Consider the following 18,379-nt stretch of genomic DNA (forward strand, 5'->3'; position numbering starts at 1 on the left):
AGAAGAAATTTCAAGCTTACTATTTCCAGATAATTTACAATCTATCCACAATTTAAACAAAGTTATCCACTAAAAGAGGATAACTTTTTATAGTATATGCTTTTAAACCGTATTATACTAACAAATACAGTTTTTATAATAATTTATTTAATTTTACAGAATAGTTATCCACAATCTTGAAATAATCATATTGCCTTCTTATGGTCCTTATTCATTCCTATAATTTCCCTTTATTATACCCTCAAAGCGCTAACATTTCAAGGCAAAATTATAAGAATTATATCATTTTATAAATGTATTTGAAAAATACAAACAATTGAACTACAAGGATCAATGGTATCCCTATTACAAACTTGTTATGCTTAGTTTTATGCCTAAATAAACGCATTCCTATAAAAATACCCAAAGCCCCAAAAGCAGAAGCTATAGTGAAAAGGGTGTTCTCTGGAGTTCTCCATTTCCCCTTTTGCGACTTTCTCTTGTCTGAATACATGGCAAAAATACCGTATAAGTTAATCGCCAAAATATAATATAAAAATAATTCCATGTTTTTTCCTCCATTTTAATTGTTTATTAGTAAAAAAACGTTATTATAGCACCTTTTTACTTGATATCTATATAGGGACTCCCACTTATAGAAGTGGGAGCCTTCCCTTCTGAAATGTCGTTAAATCATCTCCTGCGGAGCTGCAACAGCTTCGTAAAAGCTACATTAACGACTTCAGAAGGATATTCATACTCCCACTGAAGTTTTTTATTTGTTAGGGTAGGCAACTCCTACTTATAGAAGTGGGAGCCTTCCCTTCTGAAATGTCGTTAAATATATCTATATAGTACTGTACATTTTTACGTACGTCAAAATGTTTTTTCATTCACAAATAATAGCCATTACGTTACTTTCATTTTTTTGACTATATTTATAAATACAAAAATCTGTTAAATTTAAAAAATTTGTAAAGGCGACTTTATATTTGAAATTCGTTGATGTATAATAAATTGTAAAGTTACCTTTACGTGAAAGAGGTGTTTGAATGAAAAATCTTATAAAGAGTTTAAGAGAAGGAAGCAATTTAACACAAGAGGATTTAGCAAAGTTATTAGAAACTTCAAGGCAGACAATAATATCTTTAGAAAAGGGTAAGTATAACCCGTCCATTATGCTTGCTTATAAAATATCAAAAGTGTTTAATAAAAAAATTGAGGAAGTATTTATTTTTGAGGAGGAATAAAATAATGAAAAATCAGAAGCAAGGTGATTCACTAATTATAGGTGCTGGAGTATGGTCAGTTCTTTTTATAGGAATGGGTATTTTTGACCTTGTAACAAAAAAGAATGGCTATTGGTCAGGATTTTTATTAGGCGGCCTATCTTTTATTTATCTTATTTATCTATTATGGAAGACAAAAGGCAACACAAATGAACGATATGAAGATGAAAGAAAAAAATTTGTTAGTGATAAATCTAAAAGCATGAGTTTTGATAAGCTGTTTGTTTTTATGGTTATATTTGAAATTTTAATTAAGACACAAAAAATTAAAATGGATTCTCATTCAGCAATCATGGTAATTATGGGTAGTGCACTTATAATACAATTTATCAGTTATTTAGTTTGCAAATCCAAATACTAATAATTGAAACAAACCGTTCTTAAACTACAGGCACTTTTATTTGTATTAAGAGTTACATCAGCATCCCCTATACAGCTCATGCCAATATATAAAACGGATAAACATCTTATGGTACATAATGGTATAATTGACTTAAAATTGATAAAAGTAAAGACACTACAAATAGCTTAGATACAATAACAATTAGCGACTTCACGTGGCCTATTTTCATACGCATGTCGATTGTATCCATATATATATAAATAAGAAGTTATGATAAAGTATTTAAATTATATTTTTTACAAATATATATCTGTATAAATTTGTTCCAGATTACATTCACTATTTATTTTTTTCACAATAGCTCCATCTTTTATAAAAACAATGTTATTTGTAATTTTAGATACAAATTCAAGTATATGACTAGATATAACAATAATTGAACCGTCGTTTTTCAATTTATTTATATATTTTTTCATAACTAGTATACTCTTGGTATCCAAGCCGTTAGTAGGCTCATCTAAAATTAATAGTTTTGGAGCACTTACTATAGCAGAAATTAAAGCAATTCTCTTTTTCATTCCCAAAGAAAAGGTTTTTATCTGCTGATTTCTATATTCCCACATTCCAAATTCATGCAATATATTTTCATTATATGTATTTTCTTTAATTTCTTTCATAGACTGTACAAAGTTAAGAAACTCAATTGGGGATAAATTTTCGTATAGAAAAGGCTCATCTGGTAAATAGCCAATATATTTTTTAGTATCTGTTTCTAAAGTGTTATAATTAAAAATGGTGCACACCCCTTCATCTGGTTTTAATATTCCAGCAATGACCTTTAAAGCTGTGGACTTTCCAGAACCATTAGGTCCCAGAATAGCTAATATTTTTCCTGATGTAATTTCAATTGAAATATCTTTTATTCCTCTACCATTTTCATATAATTTTTTAATATTTTTTAATATTAACATATCACACCTCTATATCATTCAGCTTATTTTTTGTACTTCTCAAACAAATTATTATGACTAAAATCATAATAGGAGGAAAAATAAAGATAATGAAATTTATTATTAATAATAATGCATTAGTCCCTTCAGTTTTAGGAAAAAACACATATACGATACTACACAAGGTAAAACAAAATAAAAATCCAATAATCAATAATGATAAAATATAAATAAAGAAATTCATTACTAATATCTTATTTAGCAGTAGACTTATTAATAAAATTATTATGGGTGTTGTAATAGATACAATATAACTATTTACTACCTTATACATAAAAAAGTGTTTATTACTTATTGGTAATGATTTTATAATCCATATATGATTTATTTCAAAATTAAACATATCGACACTGATAAATAAAAATAAGTAAGTAAATATAGCACATAGTATAAAAATCAAAATACTCTGAGCCTTTGAAATAGATACTACATTCATTATGTAGATAAAAACAAATAAAATTTGGAGTATGATGAACAAATATACTTTCCGAACCAAAATAATATCTTTTAATAGAAAGCTTTTTATAGGCGATATTTTTTTTGGTTTATTAAAAAAAATAAATTTGTTATATTTAATAATAGATTTTGAAGTGTTTATATCATTTGAATTTATAAGAAATAATAAAATAAAAAAAGTGACCGTAAGAAGCGCTAATATATTAATTACCTGATTCATGCTTGGGGTTATAAACTCGGTGAATAAAAACAGTACAAATTTTAGTTTCCCTAGATAGATTAGATAATTATTAAAGAAATCATTAAAACCATTTCTATACAATAAATCTATAATTAATAGTTTTGAAAATATAATTAGCGAACTCGCTGCAAATATAAATTTTAGTTCAATGAACCGTAGTTTTCTAATGAGTATAATTATTATTAATTCAGCAAAACTCATAATTAAAAAAATTGCCACTAAACTCAGCAATATATAAGCATTTTCAAAAAATGATGATTTACGCATGAATTCTAAAGTCATTAAAGTAATTACAATATACACTATGTTTATCCAAAATGTTTTAATAATAAAAATATAGATTTTATCAATTCTTGATAATGAAAAGTTAGATAGAAATTCAAATTCTTTTGAATTTATAAATTTGTATATTAATGAAGATCCCCACAAAAAACAGATTAATAATGCAATAAAATTTAACCCCATTGCCCAATAATTCGCTTCAAATACACTGTTTGATTTAAATTTTTTATAAAAAAGAATGATAATAAAGAAAGTAACTATTAATAAAAAAATCCCTATAAATAATATATTAATTTTTTTAAATTTATTTATAGGCAGCAACTTATGTTTTAAATAAATTTTCCATTTGCTCATTAACTCTCTTCCTTCCTCAAATTCTAATCATTAAATATAAGGCGACAACATTTATCAATAGTTTTAATACATATATGGAATATTAAAAGCCTTACAATATCTAATAATCTGAAAGTACTTAATACATCATGTTTCTAATATATGCACTAAACTTTAGTATTTTCACACCATCGTTAATTATTAAATACTGGTATACCTTTGGACTTCATTTATTTTTATATTTGGAGTCTTAGTCCTAAGATTTTATAATAGCACAGGCCTTCCTTGTATGGAACGCCTGTTTAGCAAGAAATTATGTTATATATTGTAAACTTTAAAATTCACTATATAGTCATACCTATTCAAGTGACATCAATGGAAGTATTAGTGAAATCATCATATTTTCAGAACCTTCTTCTGTTTTTAAAATCTTTAGTTAAACTTCTAACTTTTTTCGTGAAATAAAATTATATTTAAACCTATATAATTATTAAATTAAATATTTTAGAGCTAGATTAATTAATGTACTTTTTTTGGCCAAAAAACAATGACTCCGCCTACTACTATAGCAACAGCGATTCCCATACAAATCACCCCCTTTATATCTTTTTTATACATATATATCTATAAAAGTTATTATATTACATTATTTTATACAGGTATATCTATTTTCCCATAGTTTAACATAAATTCCATAAATATTCCATATTGTGGATACAATAAAGAATGAGTTTTAGTATACTATTTGGTTTTATATTTATATTTGAAATTTTAATTAAGACAGAAAAAATTAAAATGGATTCTCATTCAGCAATCATGGTAATTATGGGTAGTGCACTTATAATACAATTTATCAGTTATTTAGTTTGCAAATCCAAATACTAATAATTGAAACAAACCGTTCTTAAACTACAGGCACTTTTATTTGTATTAAGAGTTACATCAGCATCCCCTATACAGCTCATGCCAATATATAAAACGGATAAACACCTTATGGTACATAATGGTATAATTAACTTAAAATTGTTGCGTAATTGTATAGTAGGGCAACTTAGCGAATGGGAGAAGATATATGGAAAAGGGAAAATTAATCGGAGAAGGAAGAACAGCTGAAGTATTCGAGTGGGGACAAGATAAAATTTTAAAACTTTTTAGAATCGATTTACCTAAAACGGCGATCCAAAATGAATATGAAGTTAGTATTAACATTTATAATCAATTGAATTTAACACCGAAAGTTTATGAACTTATAGAAGTTGATAATAGAAGTGGTATCGTATATGAGCGAATTAATGGAATAACTATGATGAAAGTAGTAGCATCTAGCCCCTGGAAAGTAAGAAAAGAAGCACAACGATTAGCAGAATTGCATAAATCAATTCAGCAAAAGGTTAATTTTAAGCTATCCACTTATAAAACAAGGCTCAAGGATAATATTTCAAATACAGAGTTATTAACGGATGATATAAAAACGAGGTTGTATAAATATATTGATAAACTTAAAGATGATAACATATTATGTCATGGAGATTTCCACCCAGATAATATACTTATAACAAAAGACGGAGAAATAGTCATCGATTGGATGACTGCAACTCAAGGGAATCCATTAACCGATATTGCGAGGACATCAATAATGTTTAAGTTTGGTGTTGTTCCCAATAAAACATTTCCTGAAAAACAAATTATTAATTTTATTAGAAATAAGTTTTATTTAGAATATATAAACCATTACCTAAAACTAACAGGAGTTAATATTGAACAAATTGAACAATGGGAACTTCCTGTTGCTGCAGCGCGACTTACTGAATGGTTACCAAAAGATGAAAAAACATCACTATTAAATTTTATAGACAAAACAATGGAGACGTTAAAAATCTAAATTATTTAAAATTGGATTTGTTTAGATCTTTAGTATAACCCTTCCATTATGCTTGCCTATAAAATATCAAAAGTGTTTAATAAAAGAATTGAAGGAGTATTTATTTTTGAGTAATATACCACACAAAAGGTCTATGTTATTTATGGTGTTGTTCTTCTCAATAGGAGTAATATAGACTTTTATTATTGCTTGGTGTAGAATATGGCTTACATCAGAGAGTCCAAAGAATTGCTCTATTAATTATTTTTAACGACATTTCAGCTCCGCAGGAGATGATTTAACCTATTCAGGATATACTAATTTAAATACATAAAAGGAGATAATACTATGTCTATGATTTATAGTGATTTATACCAATTCAGCAGTTATGTTTCGCCTATTAACCTTTCATTTCATCAATATGTTTTGTTAACCGATGAACCAATTTTAGTTCATACTGGTAGCATAGAACAAGCAGAAACCCTAATACCACAATTAAAAGAAGTTCTAGGCGACAAAGAATTAAAATATGTTTTTGTTTCACATTTTGAATCAGACGAATGCGGTGGCTTATCTTTACTGTTAAAGAATTTTCCTGAGGCAAAGACAATTTGTTCAAGAATCACAGCAAGGCAGCTAATTGGATTTGGGATTACAGATGAAGCAATAATTAAAAATCCTGGTGAGAAATTGATTAGCAGTGACTATGAACTTCAATTCATTAGTTACCCTTCAGAAATGCATCTATGGGAAGGTCTTCTTCTTATGGAGAACAAGCGTGGAATATTCTTCAGCGGTGATTTAATATTCGGTATGGGAAAATTTAATGGTGAAGTAATAGATGGAAACTGGCAGAAAGAAGTAGATAATATCACATTAGAGCAGATACCAAGCACAGAACAAAGAGCAAAGGTTCAGCAGGCTTTATCCGAATTAAATCCAAAGTTTGCGGCTGTAGGTCACGGTCAATGTCTTAAGTTCTAACAGAAATAAGTATTTATGTAAAGCAACATAACTCTAAATGAGTTATGTTGCTTTTTTCTTACTACATCCAACAACAAATCAGATATACATGGGCGCTGTCAGCTAGTCAACTTATTCTCTTTTATACTTTCCAGAATTCAAACAAACTAAGATAAGTGGTCTCAATGATTTTTTAAAGTCTACATTAATTATCAAATACCTTAAGCATCTTAAATTTATCGTGATTTACTATTATTGAACCATTCAATCGTTGCTTTTCCATGCTCTTCAGGGATCTTATTACTAACTTGTTCATGTAGCCACCCTAGAGTCTTATTGTTCAAAAACTGTCTCATCTGGTCTTCTGCTTCTAACATTACAACTTTTATTATGCAAGGACATTTTGTATGTGTATCAGGCAAATTATTTTTATCTAACAATATCTCATTTTGCCTAATCTCTGCACACTGAAATAACGGGGCCGTCCCTTCTACTGCTTCAACTATATTCCAAAAAGTTATGCTTTCTGGAATACGTGCTAACTCATATCCCCCATTAACACCTGGAATTGACTTCACAATCCCTGCCTTCCTTAATTTTGTATATACTTTTGATAAATAACTTTCTGAAACTCCTTGGAATGCCGCTAAATCTTTAATTCCGACAGTCTTTCCTGATGGAATATCTACCATATATAATAAACAATGTAATGCATACTCTACTCCCATTGAAAATTGCAATACGCTCTACCTCCTAAACAACAAGATAATCTTCACATATGATACTTCATTATTAGTAAAGACGTTCTGGGGTATAAAGATTACCAAGGAACAGGCTTCGCGATTGAAGGTACTGCAAAATACCTTGAGTCAGGTTCACATTTTGATATGATGAAAGAAAAGTTCTCTTTTTTAACTAGGGTGTTAGAGATAATAGTTACATCAGCAAAGCAAACGCTTTAAATCATCTCCTGCGGAGCTGAAACATTAACGACTTCAGAAGGATATTTATACTCCCACTGAAGTTTTCTATTTGTTAGGGTATGTAACTCCCACTTATAGAAGTGGGAGACTTTCCTTCTGAAATGTCGTTAAATTTTGTATTTTCTTAGCTAATTCTAATAGCTTGAATAGTTAAGTCGTGATAGATTACAACCTATCACGACTTATGATAATTATACCCTACTTATCATATTTCCCAATCATTCTTATATCCGGTTTTTAAGATTTGTCTTTTGATAATACATTTGTGCTTTTACTGCGAAAATAGCATATAGAATAATTAAACAAGGGAAAATCAACCACATATACCCTCTCATCATTGCGAAAGGTGTTTCAAATAAGAATGACTCCCAAAAGGACGTTCCTGTTTTTTGCCATAATCCAGGCGTATAGTACAATAATTTCGGATTCAATACTGCAGCAATATCAATAGTTTTTGTCATAACGAACACTATCGATATTGGAATATAAGATACTACCAATGATAGCCACATATTTGATAATTTCTTGTATCTCTCTGCTTTAGAAGAGAGATCAGAAAAAATATCATCACCAGCACTTTCATCTATTTTTTTGAAGTATTGTTTTCCAGATGTTTTTGTACCCGCAATATGTTCCCACCCGCAGTCCTTAAAAAGGATAATATAATTTTGAAAATCGTCCTTTGACTTAAAATTGCGATAATCTATTTTTATAATAGTATTGTTAGGTGAAGTTTTACGAAATTCATATTTTGTATGTTTTTCATCCAATTCCCAACCTCGGTTTGCCATTTCATTTAACCATTTTTCTTCTTTATCAAAGCTGACATAGCACCTAATTTTTTTCATATTGACACCTCTCTCTATTTCAAATTATTCTGAGTAATCTCAATCATATGTTTCATTCTTTCAAAATCAAGAAGTAATACTTTCTTTCCTTCGTCTGTGATAAGATAAACTTTACGCCTGCTGTCATCACTTTCAACGGGTTGAATAAACTTTAATTTCAGCAAATTTTCAATGGCTCCGTATAAAGTCCCTGCCGCTATTCTTACATTCCCGTCGCTTAATTCTTCAGATTTTTGCATAATTAAATATCCATGTGCTGGTTCAAGTAGAGATAAAAGAATGTAATAAACTGTTTCTGTAAGTGGTAAATTTTTATTTTTTTTCATTTAGTTCTCTAACTCCTTTGTTATAAAGTCTAACTATATAGTTATATGATATACAGCTTGACTGTATATGTCAATACTAAAAAACCATATAACAAAAAGTTTATATGGTTAGTATAGTAATAAAAAAAGAAGGCATCTAATTGCCCTCTATATTCATCCTATTAAATTGTTATTATTAATTTCTTTTACAGGTTTAATATTAAAAACTGTACTAAAATAAAAAAAACCACGCATAAGCTTTACTTAAACAGGATTTTTAGCTATAATTAAATGTGGATATGATTATGTGATAATAAACCCACTATATATTTCATCTTATTATATCACATAATGAACGTGAATGTCAATGATTTTTATAAAAACATGGGAGCGTGAGAAAATGAATGATTATGAGCTAAATAAACAAGAGGAACTTGTATATCTTAAAAGTACAGTTAACTTCCTCGAAAAAGAATTACGTAAAGACGAATATGAGATAAATTTTAGAAAAAGAGACCTTATTGCTTCAAGAAGAGATATGTGGCAAGAATCTGTTCACTCTTCAAATGATCTTGATAGGATTCCAGAAATGCTCCAACAACTCTCTGAAGTTGATAGTCAAAATTATAATTATGAAAAATCGGTGGAACGAATAAAAAAATATACACGGATTTTAAACTCACCTTATTTTGGAAGGTTTGATTTTAAGGAAGATGCTTATAATGATACAGATCAGATTTATATCGGTCTTTATAATTTAATAGATAATGATACAAGTTCAATTTTAATATACGATTGGCGCTCCCCTATTTCAAGTATGTTTTATCAGTGCGAACTTGGTAAAGGATCATATAATGCCCCCTTCGGAATAATTTCGGGTGATATTTTTATGAAGAGGCAATATAAAATTGAGAATTCTGAGCTTAAGTATTTTTTTGATAGCAGCATAACAATTAATGATGATATCTTACAAGAAGTGTTGAGTCACAATTCTTCTTCAAATATGAAAAATATAGTTGAAACCATTCAAAAGGAACAAGATGTAATTATTAGAGATACTGAAAATGAGCTTTTGATTGTACAAGGCGTAGCTGGAAGCGGTAAAACATCTATAGCACTACATAGAATTGCATATTTGCTTTATGTTGGTATGGGATCAAAGCTATATTCCAATAATATTATTATAATTTCTCCTAGTTCTGTTTTCAGTAAATATATTTCTGGAGTTTTACCAGAACTAGGCGAGGAAAACGTAGAGGAAACTACTTTTGACGATATTGTAGTTGATTTTTTAGATAATAGATTTATATTTGAAAGTAGAAAGCAGCAACTTGAAACTTTGATTATTAATGATAATCAACAAAATTTAAATATAAAAATGGAGAACACTAAATTTAAAGGTTCGAAAACATTTGTAACTATTTTGGATAGATTAATACATTATTATGAGCATAAATTAGCGCATTTTGAAGACTTATATTATGATGGAAAAATTATTGAAACAAAACAGCAGCTAAATAATCTTTTCTTAAACGGTAAAATGAATATGCCAATATCAAAAAAACTTAAAAGAATTGAAAGTATGATGCTTAGCAAAATTCATCCTTTAAGAAAAGCAAGACTTGAAAAAATTCAGGGGATTGTTCAAAACGGCATAGGACATGAATTAGAACTAAAATCTTTTAGCAGATTAATGGCAATTAAAGAAGCTAAAGTATTAATGAATCATATTCATAAATTTACTGAGGTTGATTATTCGGATTTGTACAAATTACTATTTAATAAATCCGGACTTCTTTTAAAACTTTCGCAAGGGTTAGAATTACCAAAAAACATTAACCAAATGGTATCAGAAACCATAGAAAGTCTCCATAAGGGCTATATTAATTACGAGGACTGTGCTCCCCTTTTATATATCAAACTAAGGCTTAACGGTAGTCGCGCGTTTTCAGATATACGGCAGGTTGTTATTGATGAGGCCCAAGATTATTATCCACTTCAATACGAAGTCTTTAATCTTCTGCTACCTAGAGCTAAGTTTACAGTACTCGGTGACTTTAACCAAACCCTCGAAAAACGTGGTGATAAATCTATATATGATGATATAGAGAAAATTCTACACAAGGAAAAGAGCATAAAGCTTTCTATGAATAAAAGTTTTAGGTCTTCTATCGAGATTAATGAATTTACTCAGAAAATATTAAATAGCAAACAGGAGTTTGTTCCCTTTGAGAGACATGCATCGGAGCCGCAAATTATATTTAAAGACAATGAAGAGTTGCTTTATGAGACTATAATCCAAGATATTCATAACTATGAAAGTCGTGGTTATGAGTCTATTGCAGTTATTTGCAAAACGGAGAAAGAAACCCTATTGGTTCAAAAAAAGCTATCCAATTTAACTAACATTAAATTGTTAAATACAGAAAGTACTGACAGTATAAAGGGTACCCTTGCTATTCCTTCTTATATATCAAAAGGTCTAGAATTTGATGTAGTACTTGTGTTCAATGTTTCAAAGGACAATTATAGCAGTGAGTTTGATAGAAATCTTTTATATGTAGCCTGTACGAGAGCATTACATCAGCTTGCTATTTATTATACAGGAGAAAAAAGTGAGTTTATTTAATGTATAAATCATTCTGAAGAAATCTTAATATTTTTTATTATATTTAAAATTTTTTCAGGGGATTTCTTCTTGTTGTGTTACTAAAGATATGAAAGCCTTTGAAAATATGGTAAATTAAGAGTAATTATACTTTAGTACTACAGATGGTTAGGTGGAAATAGATGATAAAAAATATTTTAAATATGAATAAAGAAAATTTCAAGAAAATATATGAAACAAATTTTAATTCTGTCTATTCTTTTGTATTTTTAAGATTAGCAGCAAACAAAGAAGCCACCGAAGACATAGTTCAGGAGACCTTTATCAGTGCAATGAAAGGACTCATTAACTATAAAGGTACAAGTTCCCATAAAACTTGGCTATGTGGAATAGCAAAAAATAAAATATTAAATTATTATAGAACTAACATTAGAAAAGAAGATTTTGCTTACGCAGAAGAACTCGATTATGTAAAGGATAACCAAGATATTGAATTTATGATTATAAATTTGGAAACTAGAAAAATAATTCTAGAAACCTTAAATAATTTGAAACCTATTTATAAGTATGTCCTTATTCTCAAATATATGGATGATCATAGTGTAAATGAAATTGCAAATTGTTTATGCAAAACTCCAAAGTCTATCGATGGCATATTACAAAGATCAAAAAATAGTTTTAAAAAAGAATTTCTCAAAATATCAGGAGATGAATTATATGATAAAAGAAGATAAACTCTTAAAAGAAATGTTTAAATTCATAGATGTAGAAGTTGAACCTCCAGATGGAACGAAACAAAGAATATATCAAAAACTTTTTTATAATTCAAATCAACGCAGTTGTTGGTGTTTATCTTGTCTTTCTTGGGTTGCAGAAAAATTTTTGAAGTTGTTGATTCAGGTATGGATTTTAATATGTATTTTTATGACTATTTTCAGTCCAACTATCGCATTTTAATTTTCACGAGGAGGTTAAATAATTGAAATTTTTAAAATATTTTATCAAAGAGTGGTTATTCCCCATACTTGTAGCAATAATCTTGGCAATTCTAATATATAAATTCCTATTTTTTAATATTACAGTTCCCTCGGAATCAATGTATCCGACTATAAAGATAGGCGATAAAATTACCGTTACAAGAGTTTATAATAAAGATAACCTAAAAAGAGGTGATTTAATAGTTTTTGATTCTGAGGAATTAAAAATACCATTAATAAAGAGACTTATAGGACTTCCAGGAGATGAAGTTATTATAAAAAATAAGGGGCAAGTTTTTATTAATGGAAGCAAAATTGAAGAGCCATATGTAGTATATATGGAGGATTTAGATAAAAAATTTAAAATTCCAGAAAACAAATATTTGTTTTTTGGAGATAATAGAGCTAATTCATTTGATGCCCGAAGATGGGAAAATCCGTACATAGATGGTAAAGATATAAAAGGAAAAGCACAGTTTATTATATATCCATTTAAGAGATTAGGAAAATTTGTAATTGGAGATGATGCTCTTAATCATTAGAATTATTAACATTTGTTTTAGTATTACTATACAAACATTTTGACCAAACTGAAAGTAACACAATTGATATTGTGTTACTTTCAGTTTATTAATATACAATTAATATGTTAACCCCAACATCTAACGACATGGGGGTACTTTCGAAGATATATAAGGAGAATGTGAACTAAATTTAAAATTAACGCTGTTTAATATATTCACTAATTTCATTTATTTCTGGTGTTTTTCTAAACAAGACTTACATACACAAGCTTTACCCTTTTTATCATTAGGAATCAAATCTAAAATGTACTTAGGAACTTTAACTGTATCACACCAACATCCACCTTGACCATGTTGACAATTATTGTCTTGTCCACAAAGTGGACATATCCTCTCTAATCCTTCTACTCTCACTATTATCACTCCTTCATCTTTTTTTACATTTTAAAAATGCTATTATAAATATAATAACATTATTTTACATGATATTATACTTTAATAAATATCTGTCTACACTACTACTTGTACAAATATAATACATATGAAGAGCTATCTAATGCAATTGCTAAATATATTATTGTTTAGGTTATAAATTCACCATAATATATTACAATTCAGATTTTAAAATAGAATAAACACATTGGTCATACTTACTTTCATTAATCCAATAATGTTCTCTTAACCTTCCATCTATTTTAAATCCATACTTCTCCAAAAGTTTTATAGAAGATATATTATTTGAGGATGTAGTAGCATATAATTTGTTTAAATTATAATCATTATCTGTAAATGCTATATTTATAAACTGTTCTAATATTATACTCCCTATTCCTTTATTTCTATTATGTTCAGGTAAATAATATCCAAATTCGGCTAATAAAATTAGTTGATAACCTTCGAAACAATTATTCATTTAACACCCCTCCCGTGCTTATACTATCTTATTAAAACATTATAATAATCTGTAATAAAATACAATTACGCACCAATTTTCAAGTCAACTGTTATCTTCCTTATGTTTCCACATGATTTTACCACCTTCTGTATGTACCATGTATAAACTTAAATATTAATTACTAAGAAAATGTTAGTAGATCTAAACCGAAAGCTATGAATTTTTTTAAATCCATAGCTTTCACTTATACATTAGCTTAAATTTCTACCTTGATTCAATTACAATCTAATTTTAATTATAATGTATTTATATTTTTAATTTCCATATTTGATTTTTCATTTCAACTATGTTTGTTCCAATGCTTTTAATTGAACTATTTTCTTCACTTACATTGTCAATCTTTACCTCTAGTCTGACTAAATGTTTTTCAATATCATCTAATTTTTTTTCAAGCCTTTCAACCTTATCTAAAGTAATTAATCCCATAAACTCATCCCCTCTTATTTATATGTTATGATTCAAGAAGTTCTCATACTCCTATGAACTATATAAAATATATTAATTTATCATGTTTTGCTATGTTGACATAATCATTTATTTTTAAGAACAAATTATACACAATTTATAAATTTGCATCAATAATCGTCCTTCAAATAAGAAACCCAGTTTCTCAAACTTCATTCGTTCCTACAAATTTGGCACAAATAATTTATTTAATTATACCACAATCACCATAAAACATGTATATTTTACCATTTATAGATGTGTAATAGCATCAAAGTGAAATATAATATATTTAAAAATTATGAGGAGGAAAAATATGAGTAATGTAGAGAGTGATATCAAAGAAAACCTTAAGTTGAGCAAGAGTCTAACAGAAGAAAATGATAGAATATTTACAGATATAGTTTGTTATTTGAGGGTAAGTACTTTAAGTGACGAAGAACAAGAAGAAATTATTAGTGATATATTGAGAATGTTTTTAGATTGGCAAGAGGAAGGTAATACTGTAAAAAGCATGTTGGGTGAGGATTATAAAAAATTCGCTGATAATATAATATCTGCTGTAAATCCTAAAACCCATGTTCTAAAAACAATTAAAAAGTATTTAGGACTTACAATTGAAGGATTTTGTATGATTTTCACTGTAGATTTTATTTTCTTATACTTGCCTAAGTTGGCAAAAGGAAGTCCTGATTTTAATGTTACTTATGACTACACATTATCTATGTTATTAAACGGTTTAATTGCAGTTGCAATATTTTCTATATCGATAAATTATATAGGTAAAAATGCTTTTGAACTTTCAAAAAAACATTTTTCTAATCTTGCTAATTTTATATTCGGATGTAGTGCTATGGGTTTGATAATACTTTTGTTATTATCATCGAAATTAAGCCCTATAATAGTCTTCTCCATGAATATTCGCTATATTATAGGTATAATAGCAGTTTATTGGGTTTATAAAGGGGTAAAAAAAATAATGAAATCTAAAGTGTTATGGATCCCGGAAAGTTAATAACGCCCTTCAACAATTCGGGATCAATATTAGAATTACTCGCATTTGTTTTAGTATTGCTATTTTAACATTTGGATCAAATCATTTAAGCACCAAATTGAAAAATATTGGTTAATAATACTCTCAATTCTTATAAGCAATTCTACTAGTAGGTTGTTCTTCTGGTTTGGTACATTCTGATCATATTTGTTTCGAACTATTCAGATTTTGTTCGGTAGAAGAAATGAGTAACATCTTACATGTTTTTTTCTCATTTTATTCTGAATCCACTTCTAACGCTTGTAATAATTGTTTTAAGAAAGCATGGCTGTTTTTAATCATGGCTGTTCTTTCATTAGAATCCATCTTTAGTAATGCACGTTCCTCAAAATGAAACAAGTGCGAAAGAATCTCATCAGCATATTGTCGTCCTTCATCCGTGAGCAGGATATACTTGTTTCGCTTATCCTCATCTGCGACTTTTTTTCGGATATATCCTTTTTTCTCAAAGGTTTCCAAAATGGTACTCACTGTTTGCTTGGGAAACAGGAGCTTTTCGCAAATAAACCGCTGTGTGCATTGATTTGGATACTCACGGATGGTATAAAGCGCAAAAAGCGCATTTGATGTAAGCCCGTGTGACTTCGCCCATTTTTCATAGAATGCACTGATCCCGAACCAATAATCATAATAACTTTTTACCTGATCTTTAATTTCGTTGCTCATACAAAATCGCCTCCCTGCTTCTAAATTTCATTGTATGGGCAATAAGTAAAATAGTCAATAGGATCATGGTTAATAGCTGCGCCCCCGGAAGTGCCATCCATACCCCTTTAATCCCCCAAATATGTGGTAATGTAAAAACGCACAATGGTGTGAAAAGAATAGGGTCTAAGTAAACAAGCAAGGTGGAGAAGAGTGTTTCTTCGCAGGCATAAAAATAGGAACTAAACAGCTTTCCAATGCCCATCATCGGAAAAGCAACGCAGATGATTGGCAGTGCCGAATCAATGATTCTTGCAGTTTCTTCCGATGTGGCAAAAAATTGTGGTAGCAGTGTTCGTGCTGGGATTGAAAACAAGAGAAACAAACCACTGAATGTGACAACCGCTAAAAACCCTTTGTTACGTATCTTTTTCATAGCTTTGTAGTTTTTCGATCCATTGCAATAGCTGATTAGTGGTTGCATGCCTTCTCCGATTCCCTCTAATAACAAAAGGACTGAAGCAATTAAGTAGTTGATAACCGCATACGCTGAAACTGCTAAATCTCCGCCATAGGCAAGGCACTGCCAGTTATTAAATATGGTAATGAGCGATGGCATGAGTGATAATCCAAAGGGCGAAATGCCTATTTGCATCATTCGTCCAATCATCTTTTTGTTCAATTTAAATTGAGAACGCTCGATTTTGTTTTCTTTTTGCTTCCACAAGCAAATGATACTGCAAACAACTGTAATTGCTTGAGCCAAAACCGTTGCAAGGGCAGCTCCCGCAAGTCCCATAGGGATCACCATGGTAAAGCAGGCGTCCAATACGATATTTACAATTAAGCCACCTCCCATAATAATCATTGCCTGCACGGTTTTGTGGCTGTTTCGTATAAGTGGTATTAAACCGGAAGCTATGATTTGCATACTGCCACCGATGGCAATGATACGGATATATGAAATCGCGGCGTCATAAATCTTTCCGGTTGCTCCAATAGCTCTGACAAGGGTGGGACTAAAAATTACGAGAAAAGCAGTAACGACTACACTTACAGCAAGTAACGCAAAAAAAGTATTCGCTCTTGCCTCATTAGCCCTTTGGTTGTCATTCGCCCCCCTGTAAGTGGACATAAGGACAGAGCCGCCTACTCCAATTCCCATACCCAATGCAAGCAGTAAAGCAGTAATTGGCCAAACAAGACCAATCCCCGCAAGACCTATATCACCAACTGCGTGACCGACAAATAATCCGTCTACGATGGTATAAAGACCGTTCAGCAACATAGTCAGCATGGACGGGATTACAAATTTAAAAAACTGTTTTTCAATTGATTTTTGCTCCATGTGTTCACCTCAAATAGTATTAGTCTGTTTTCGGACTAATACTATTTTAACATGCCTTTTCTTTTTTGTCACGTGGTCATTTTTAATAAAACTGATATATCATAATGTTCATTTTTTCTTTCTTACTACTTTTCTTACTCCTAAAATCATCAGGTCTAGTAAATTAAATATCACTGCAGATGCAAATGCTTCTTTTATGCTTATTTCAAAAAAAATATTGCTCATTGAAATTACAACAAACACAGTAGACGTAATAATAAAATTTATAAAAATTGTCCCCAGGCTATTATTTATCATAACATCACTCCTAAATTAACTAGTTATTTCTACCCAATTTAACTTATAATTAATTTACCTAATATAATGCTCCTTAGCTTTATATCTTATTAATAACCTTAATTATTTCAACATCTAAATGTTCTCTTAGAATATGCAAAATCGCACTAAGACTTTTCTTTTTAAAAACTAACTCGTTGGAGCCAACATTATTGTAATATAGAATTTGCACTTCATGTGTTTTATTGTAAATCTCTACTTTTTTCAATTGACTCCATGCCATACAAGCATTGCCATATGCCCAAAATCCATTCTCATAAATACCTTGCTTTAATTTTGAAATAAGGTACGATTCAATAAATAAGCCTAATCCAAGTAACATATCAATGGACTTTTGCCTTTTATAAATCATTAAACTTCCTACTATTGCACCGATAAGAATCACCACAATCCTAAAGGATTTACTATTCTTTGATTGTATGATTAATTTTCTTTGCTTAATAAGTAATAATGTAGTAATGACTAGCATAGAAGACATTAAAATCAATGTTGGGATATATGTTTTAACCATGTTTTCTCCTTTCTCCTCTAATATAACCTACACTCCTGTGAATGCTATTTAGAAATTTTTTATTAATCAATTTGAGTCCCTTTC

General features: G+C 29.3%; 21 protein-coding genes and 1 pseudogene. 10 read left to right on the forward strand and 12 right to left on the reverse strand.

Translation table 11 applies throughout. The features are described 5' to 3' along the window. Positions 1 to 277: 277 nt before the first annotated feature. Complete coding sequence (locus ACWJKS_RS16430) at positions 278 to 547, reverse strand: DUF1294 domain-containing protein (protein WP_216303908.1); 270 nt, start codon at positions 545 to 547, stop codon at positions 278 to 280. A gap of 484 nt (positions 548 to 1,031) precedes the next feature. On the opposite strand from ACWJKS_RS16430, the gene ACWJKS_RS16435 reads away from it, so the two are divergent. Next, a complete protein-coding gene (locus tag ACWJKS_RS16435) occupies positions 1,032 to 1,229 on the forward strand; it encodes a helix-turn-helix transcriptional regulator (protein WP_165413788.1) in 198 nt (65 codons plus the stop codon). 4 nt (positions 1,230 to 1,233) lie between these two features. Continuing rightward, the gene (locus ACWJKS_RS16440) at positions 1,234 to 1,629 is read left to right on the forward strand and encodes a DUF2178 domain-containing protein (RefSeq protein WP_220286349.1); all 396 of its coding nucleotides are present in this window, start codon (positions 1,234 to 1,236) and stop codon (positions 1,627 to 1,629) included. A 278-nt stretch (positions 1,630 to 1,907) separates the two neighbouring features. On the opposite strand, the gene ACWJKS_RS16445 is transcribed toward ACWJKS_RS16440, so the two are convergent. Next, a complete protein-coding gene (locus ACWJKS_RS16445; RefSeq protein WP_462960030.1) occupies positions 1,908 to 2,582 on the reverse strand; it encodes an ABC transporter ATP-binding protein in 675 nt (224 codons plus the stop codon). Between the two features lie 2,423 nt (positions 2,583 to 5,005). Between ACWJKS_RS16445 and ACWJKS_RS16450 the strand changes: the two genes are divergently transcribed. Together ACWJKS_RS16450 and ACWJKS_RS16455 are read left to right on the forward strand one after the other, a co-directional pair. Next, entirely contained in the window at positions 5,006 to 5,815 is an 810-nt protein-coding gene (locus tag ACWJKS_RS16450) for an aminoglycoside phosphotransferase family protein (RefSeq protein WP_462960031.1), read from the forward strand. Between the two features lie 327 nt (positions 5,816 to 6,142). Further along, complete coding sequence (locus tag ACWJKS_RS16455) at positions 6,143 to 6,778, forward strand: oxygen-binding di-iron domain-containing protein (protein ID WP_462960032.1); 636 nt, start codon at positions 6,143 to 6,145, stop codon at positions 6,776 to 6,778. Between the two features lie 215 nt (positions 6,779 to 6,993). Here ACWJKS_RS16455 and ACWJKS_RS16460 read toward each other — a convergent pair whose 3' ends face one another. After that, a complete protein-coding gene (locus tag ACWJKS_RS16460; protein WP_462960033.1) occupies positions 6,994 to 7,497 on the reverse strand; it encodes an RrF2 family transcriptional regulator in 504 nt (167 codons plus the stop codon). A 54-nt stretch (positions 7,498 to 7,551) separates the two neighbouring features. On the opposite strand from ACWJKS_RS16460, the pseudogene ACWJKS_RS16465 reads away from it, so the two are divergent. Continuing rightward, positions 7,552 to 7,719 (forward strand): annotated as a pseudogene (locus tag ACWJKS_RS16465) (FMN-binding protein); the annotation flags it as partial. Positions 7,720 to 7,964: 245 nt separating this feature from the next. Here ACWJKS_RS16465 and ACWJKS_RS16470 read toward each other — a convergent pair. Further along, entirely contained in the window at positions 7,965 to 8,588 is a 624-nt protein-coding gene (locus ACWJKS_RS16470) for a DUF2812 domain-containing protein (RefSeq protein WP_462953490.1), read from the reverse strand. Between the two features lie 14 nt (positions 8,589 to 8,602). Further along, entirely contained in the window at positions 8,603 to 8,914 is a 312-nt protein-coding gene (locus tag ACWJKS_RS16475; RefSeq protein ID WP_462960034.1) for a PadR family transcriptional regulator, read from the reverse strand. A 379-nt stretch (positions 8,915 to 9,293) separates the two neighbouring features. Here ACWJKS_RS16475 and ACWJKS_RS16480 point away from each other — a divergent pair, with 379 nt between their 5' ends. From ACWJKS_RS16480 to lepB, 4 genes are all read left to right on the forward strand, one after another. Continuing rightward, on the forward strand, positions 9,294 to 11,522 hold the full coding sequence (locus ACWJKS_RS16480) for a HelD family protein (protein ID WP_462960035.1): 2,229 nt from the start codon (positions 9,294 to 9,296) through the stop codon (positions 11,520 to 11,522). A gap of 161 nt (positions 11,523 to 11,683) precedes the next feature. Further along, positions 11,684 to 12,235 (forward strand): RNA polymerase sigma factor, encoded by a 552-nt coding sequence (locus ACWJKS_RS16485; RefSeq protein WP_462953482.1) that lies wholly within the window; start codon positions 11,684 to 11,686, stop codon positions 12,233 to 12,235. After that, a complete protein-coding gene (locus ACWJKS_RS16490) occupies positions 12,219 to 12,458 on the forward strand; it encodes a hypothetical protein (RefSeq protein WP_216302450.1) in 240 nt (79 codons plus the stop codon). The genes ACWJKS_RS16485 and ACWJKS_RS16490 overlap by 17 nt, the downstream gene beginning before the upstream one ends. Before the next feature lie 22 nt (positions 12,459 to 12,480). Beyond that, entirely contained in the window at positions 12,481 to 13,020 is a 540-nt protein-coding gene (lepB, locus tag ACWJKS_RS16495; protein ID WP_216302449.1) for a signal peptidase I, read from the forward strand. Between the two features lie 210 nt (positions 13,021 to 13,230). Here lepB and ACWJKS_RS16500 read toward each other — a convergent pair whose 3' ends face one another. From ACWJKS_RS16500 to ACWJKS_RS16510, 3 genes are all read right to left on the reverse strand, one after another. Beyond that, complete coding sequence (locus tag ACWJKS_RS16500) at positions 13,231 to 13,416, reverse strand: cysteine-rich CWC family protein (protein ID WP_165414431.1); 186 nt, start codon at positions 13,414 to 13,416, stop codon at positions 13,231 to 13,233. Between the two features lie 193 nt (positions 13,417 to 13,609). After that, complete coding sequence (locus ACWJKS_RS16505) at positions 13,610 to 13,915, reverse strand: GNAT family N-acetyltransferase (protein ID WP_462960036.1); 306 nt, start codon at positions 13,913 to 13,915, stop codon at positions 13,610 to 13,612. Between the two features lie 288 nt (positions 13,916 to 14,203). After that, positions 14,204 to 14,383: a hypothetical protein gene (locus tag ACWJKS_RS16510; RefSeq protein ID WP_220286343.1), complete on the reverse strand. Its 180-nt coding sequence runs from the start codon at positions 14,381 to 14,383 to the stop codon at positions 14,204 to 14,206. Positions 14,384 to 14,717: 334 nt separating this feature from the next. Between ACWJKS_RS16510 and ACWJKS_RS16515 the strand changes: the two genes are divergently transcribed. Then, on the forward strand, positions 14,718 to 15,416 hold the full coding sequence (locus ACWJKS_RS16515) for a DUF1129 domain-containing protein (protein ID WP_462960037.1): 699 nt from the start codon (positions 14,718 to 14,720) through the stop codon (positions 15,414 to 15,416). A gap of 255 nt (positions 15,417 to 15,671) precedes the next feature. Here ACWJKS_RS16515 and ACWJKS_RS16520 read toward each other — a convergent pair whose 3' ends face one another. The 4 genes from ACWJKS_RS16520 to ACWJKS_RS16535 all read right to left on the reverse strand — a co-directional run bounded on the left by ACWJKS_RS16520 (position 15,672) and on the right by ACWJKS_RS16535 (position 18,295). Continuing rightward, positions 15,672 to 16,121: a MarR family winged helix-turn-helix transcriptional regulator gene (locus ACWJKS_RS16520; RefSeq protein ID WP_216302441.1), complete on the reverse strand. Its 450-nt coding sequence runs from the start codon at positions 16,119 to 16,121 to the stop codon at positions 15,672 to 15,674. Beyond that, positions 16,105 to 17,448, reverse strand: coding sequence for an MATE family efflux transporter (locus ACWJKS_RS16525; protein ID WP_462960038.1), 1,344 nt, complete (start codon positions 17,446 to 17,448; stop codon positions 16,105 to 16,107). Before ACWJKS_RS16525 ends, ACWJKS_RS16520 begins: the two co-directional genes overlap by 17 nt. A 108-nt stretch (positions 17,449 to 17,556) precedes the next feature. Further along, positions 17,557 to 17,745, reverse strand: a complete 189-nt coding sequence (locus ACWJKS_RS16530; protein ID WP_462960039.1) for a hypothetical protein — start codon at positions 17,743 to 17,745, stop codon at positions 17,557 to 17,559. Between the two features lie 79 nt (positions 17,746 to 17,824). After that, positions 17,825 to 18,295, reverse strand: coding sequence for a hypothetical protein (locus ACWJKS_RS16535; RefSeq protein WP_462960040.1), 471 nt, complete (start codon positions 18,293 to 18,295; stop codon positions 17,825 to 17,827). Positions 18,296 to 18,379 lie beyond the last annotated feature (84 nt).

Source organism: Clostridium sp. CM038 (assembly GCF_055081105.1).

Coding starts and splice junctions, on each gene's coding strand:
- ACWJKS_RS16430 (WP_216303908.1), bottom strand. CDS start 547: ATGGAATTATTTTTATATTATATTTTGGCGATTAACTTATACGGTATT.
- ACWJKS_RS16435 (WP_165413788.1), top strand. CDS start 1,032: ATGAAAAATCTTATAAAGAGTTTAAGAGAAGGAAGCAATTTAACACAA.
- ACWJKS_RS16440 (WP_220286349.1), top strand. CDS start 1,234: ATGAAAAATCAGAAGCAAGGTGATTCACTAATTATAGGTGCTGGAGTA.
- ACWJKS_RS16445 (WP_462960030.1), bottom strand. CDS start 2,582: ATGTTAATATTAAAAAATATTAAAAAATTATATGAAAATGGTAGAGGA.
- ACWJKS_RS16450 (WP_462960031.1), top strand. CDS start 5,006: ATGGAAAAGGGAAAATTAATCGGAGAAGGAAGAACAGCTGAAGTATTC.
- ACWJKS_RS16455 (WP_462960032.1), top strand. CDS start 6,143: ATGTCTATGATTTATAGTGATTTATACCAATTCAGCAGTTATGTTTCG.
- ACWJKS_RS16470 (WP_462953490.1), bottom strand. CDS start 8,588: ATGAAAAAAATTAGGTGCTATGTCAGCTTTGATAAAGAAGAAAAATGG.
- ACWJKS_RS16475 (WP_462960034.1), bottom strand. CDS start 8,914: ATGAAAAAAAATAAAAATTTACCACTTACAGAAACAGTTTATTACATT.
- ACWJKS_RS16480 (WP_462960035.1), top strand. CDS start 9,294: ATGAATGATTATGAGCTAAATAAACAAGAGGAACTTGTATATCTTAAA.
- ACWJKS_RS16485 (WP_462953482.1), top strand. CDS start 11,684: ATGATAAAAAATATTTTAAATATGAATAAAGAAAATTTCAAGAAAATA.
- ACWJKS_RS16490 (WP_216302450.1), top strand. CDS start 12,219: ATGATAAAAGAAGATAAACTCTTAAAAGAAATGTTTAAATTCATAGAT.
- ACWJKS_RS16505 (WP_462960036.1), bottom strand. CDS start 13,915: ATGAATAATTGTTTCGAAGGTTATCAACTAATTTTATTAGCCGAATTT.
- ACWJKS_RS16510 (WP_220286343.1), bottom strand. CDS start 14,383: ATGGGATTAATTACTTTAGATAAGGTTGAAAGGCTTGAAAAAAAATTA.
- ACWJKS_RS16515 (WP_462960037.1), top strand. CDS start 14,718: ATGAGTAATGTAGAGAGTGATATCAAAGAAAACCTTAAGTTGAGCAAG.
- ACWJKS_RS16520 (WP_216302441.1), bottom strand. CDS start 16,121: ATGAGCAACGAAATTAAAGATCAGGTAAAAAGTTATTATGATTATTGG.
- ACWJKS_RS16525 (WP_462960038.1), bottom strand. CDS start 17,448: ATGGAGCAAAAATCAATTGAAAAACAGTTTTTTAAATTTGTAATCCCG.
- ACWJKS_RS16530 (WP_462960039.1), bottom strand. CDS start 17,745: ATGATAAATAATAGCCTGGGGACAATTTTTATAAATTTTATTATTACG.
- ACWJKS_RS16535 (WP_462960040.1), bottom strand. CDS start 18,295: ATGGTTAAAACATATATCCCAACATTGATTTTAATGTCTTCTATGCTA.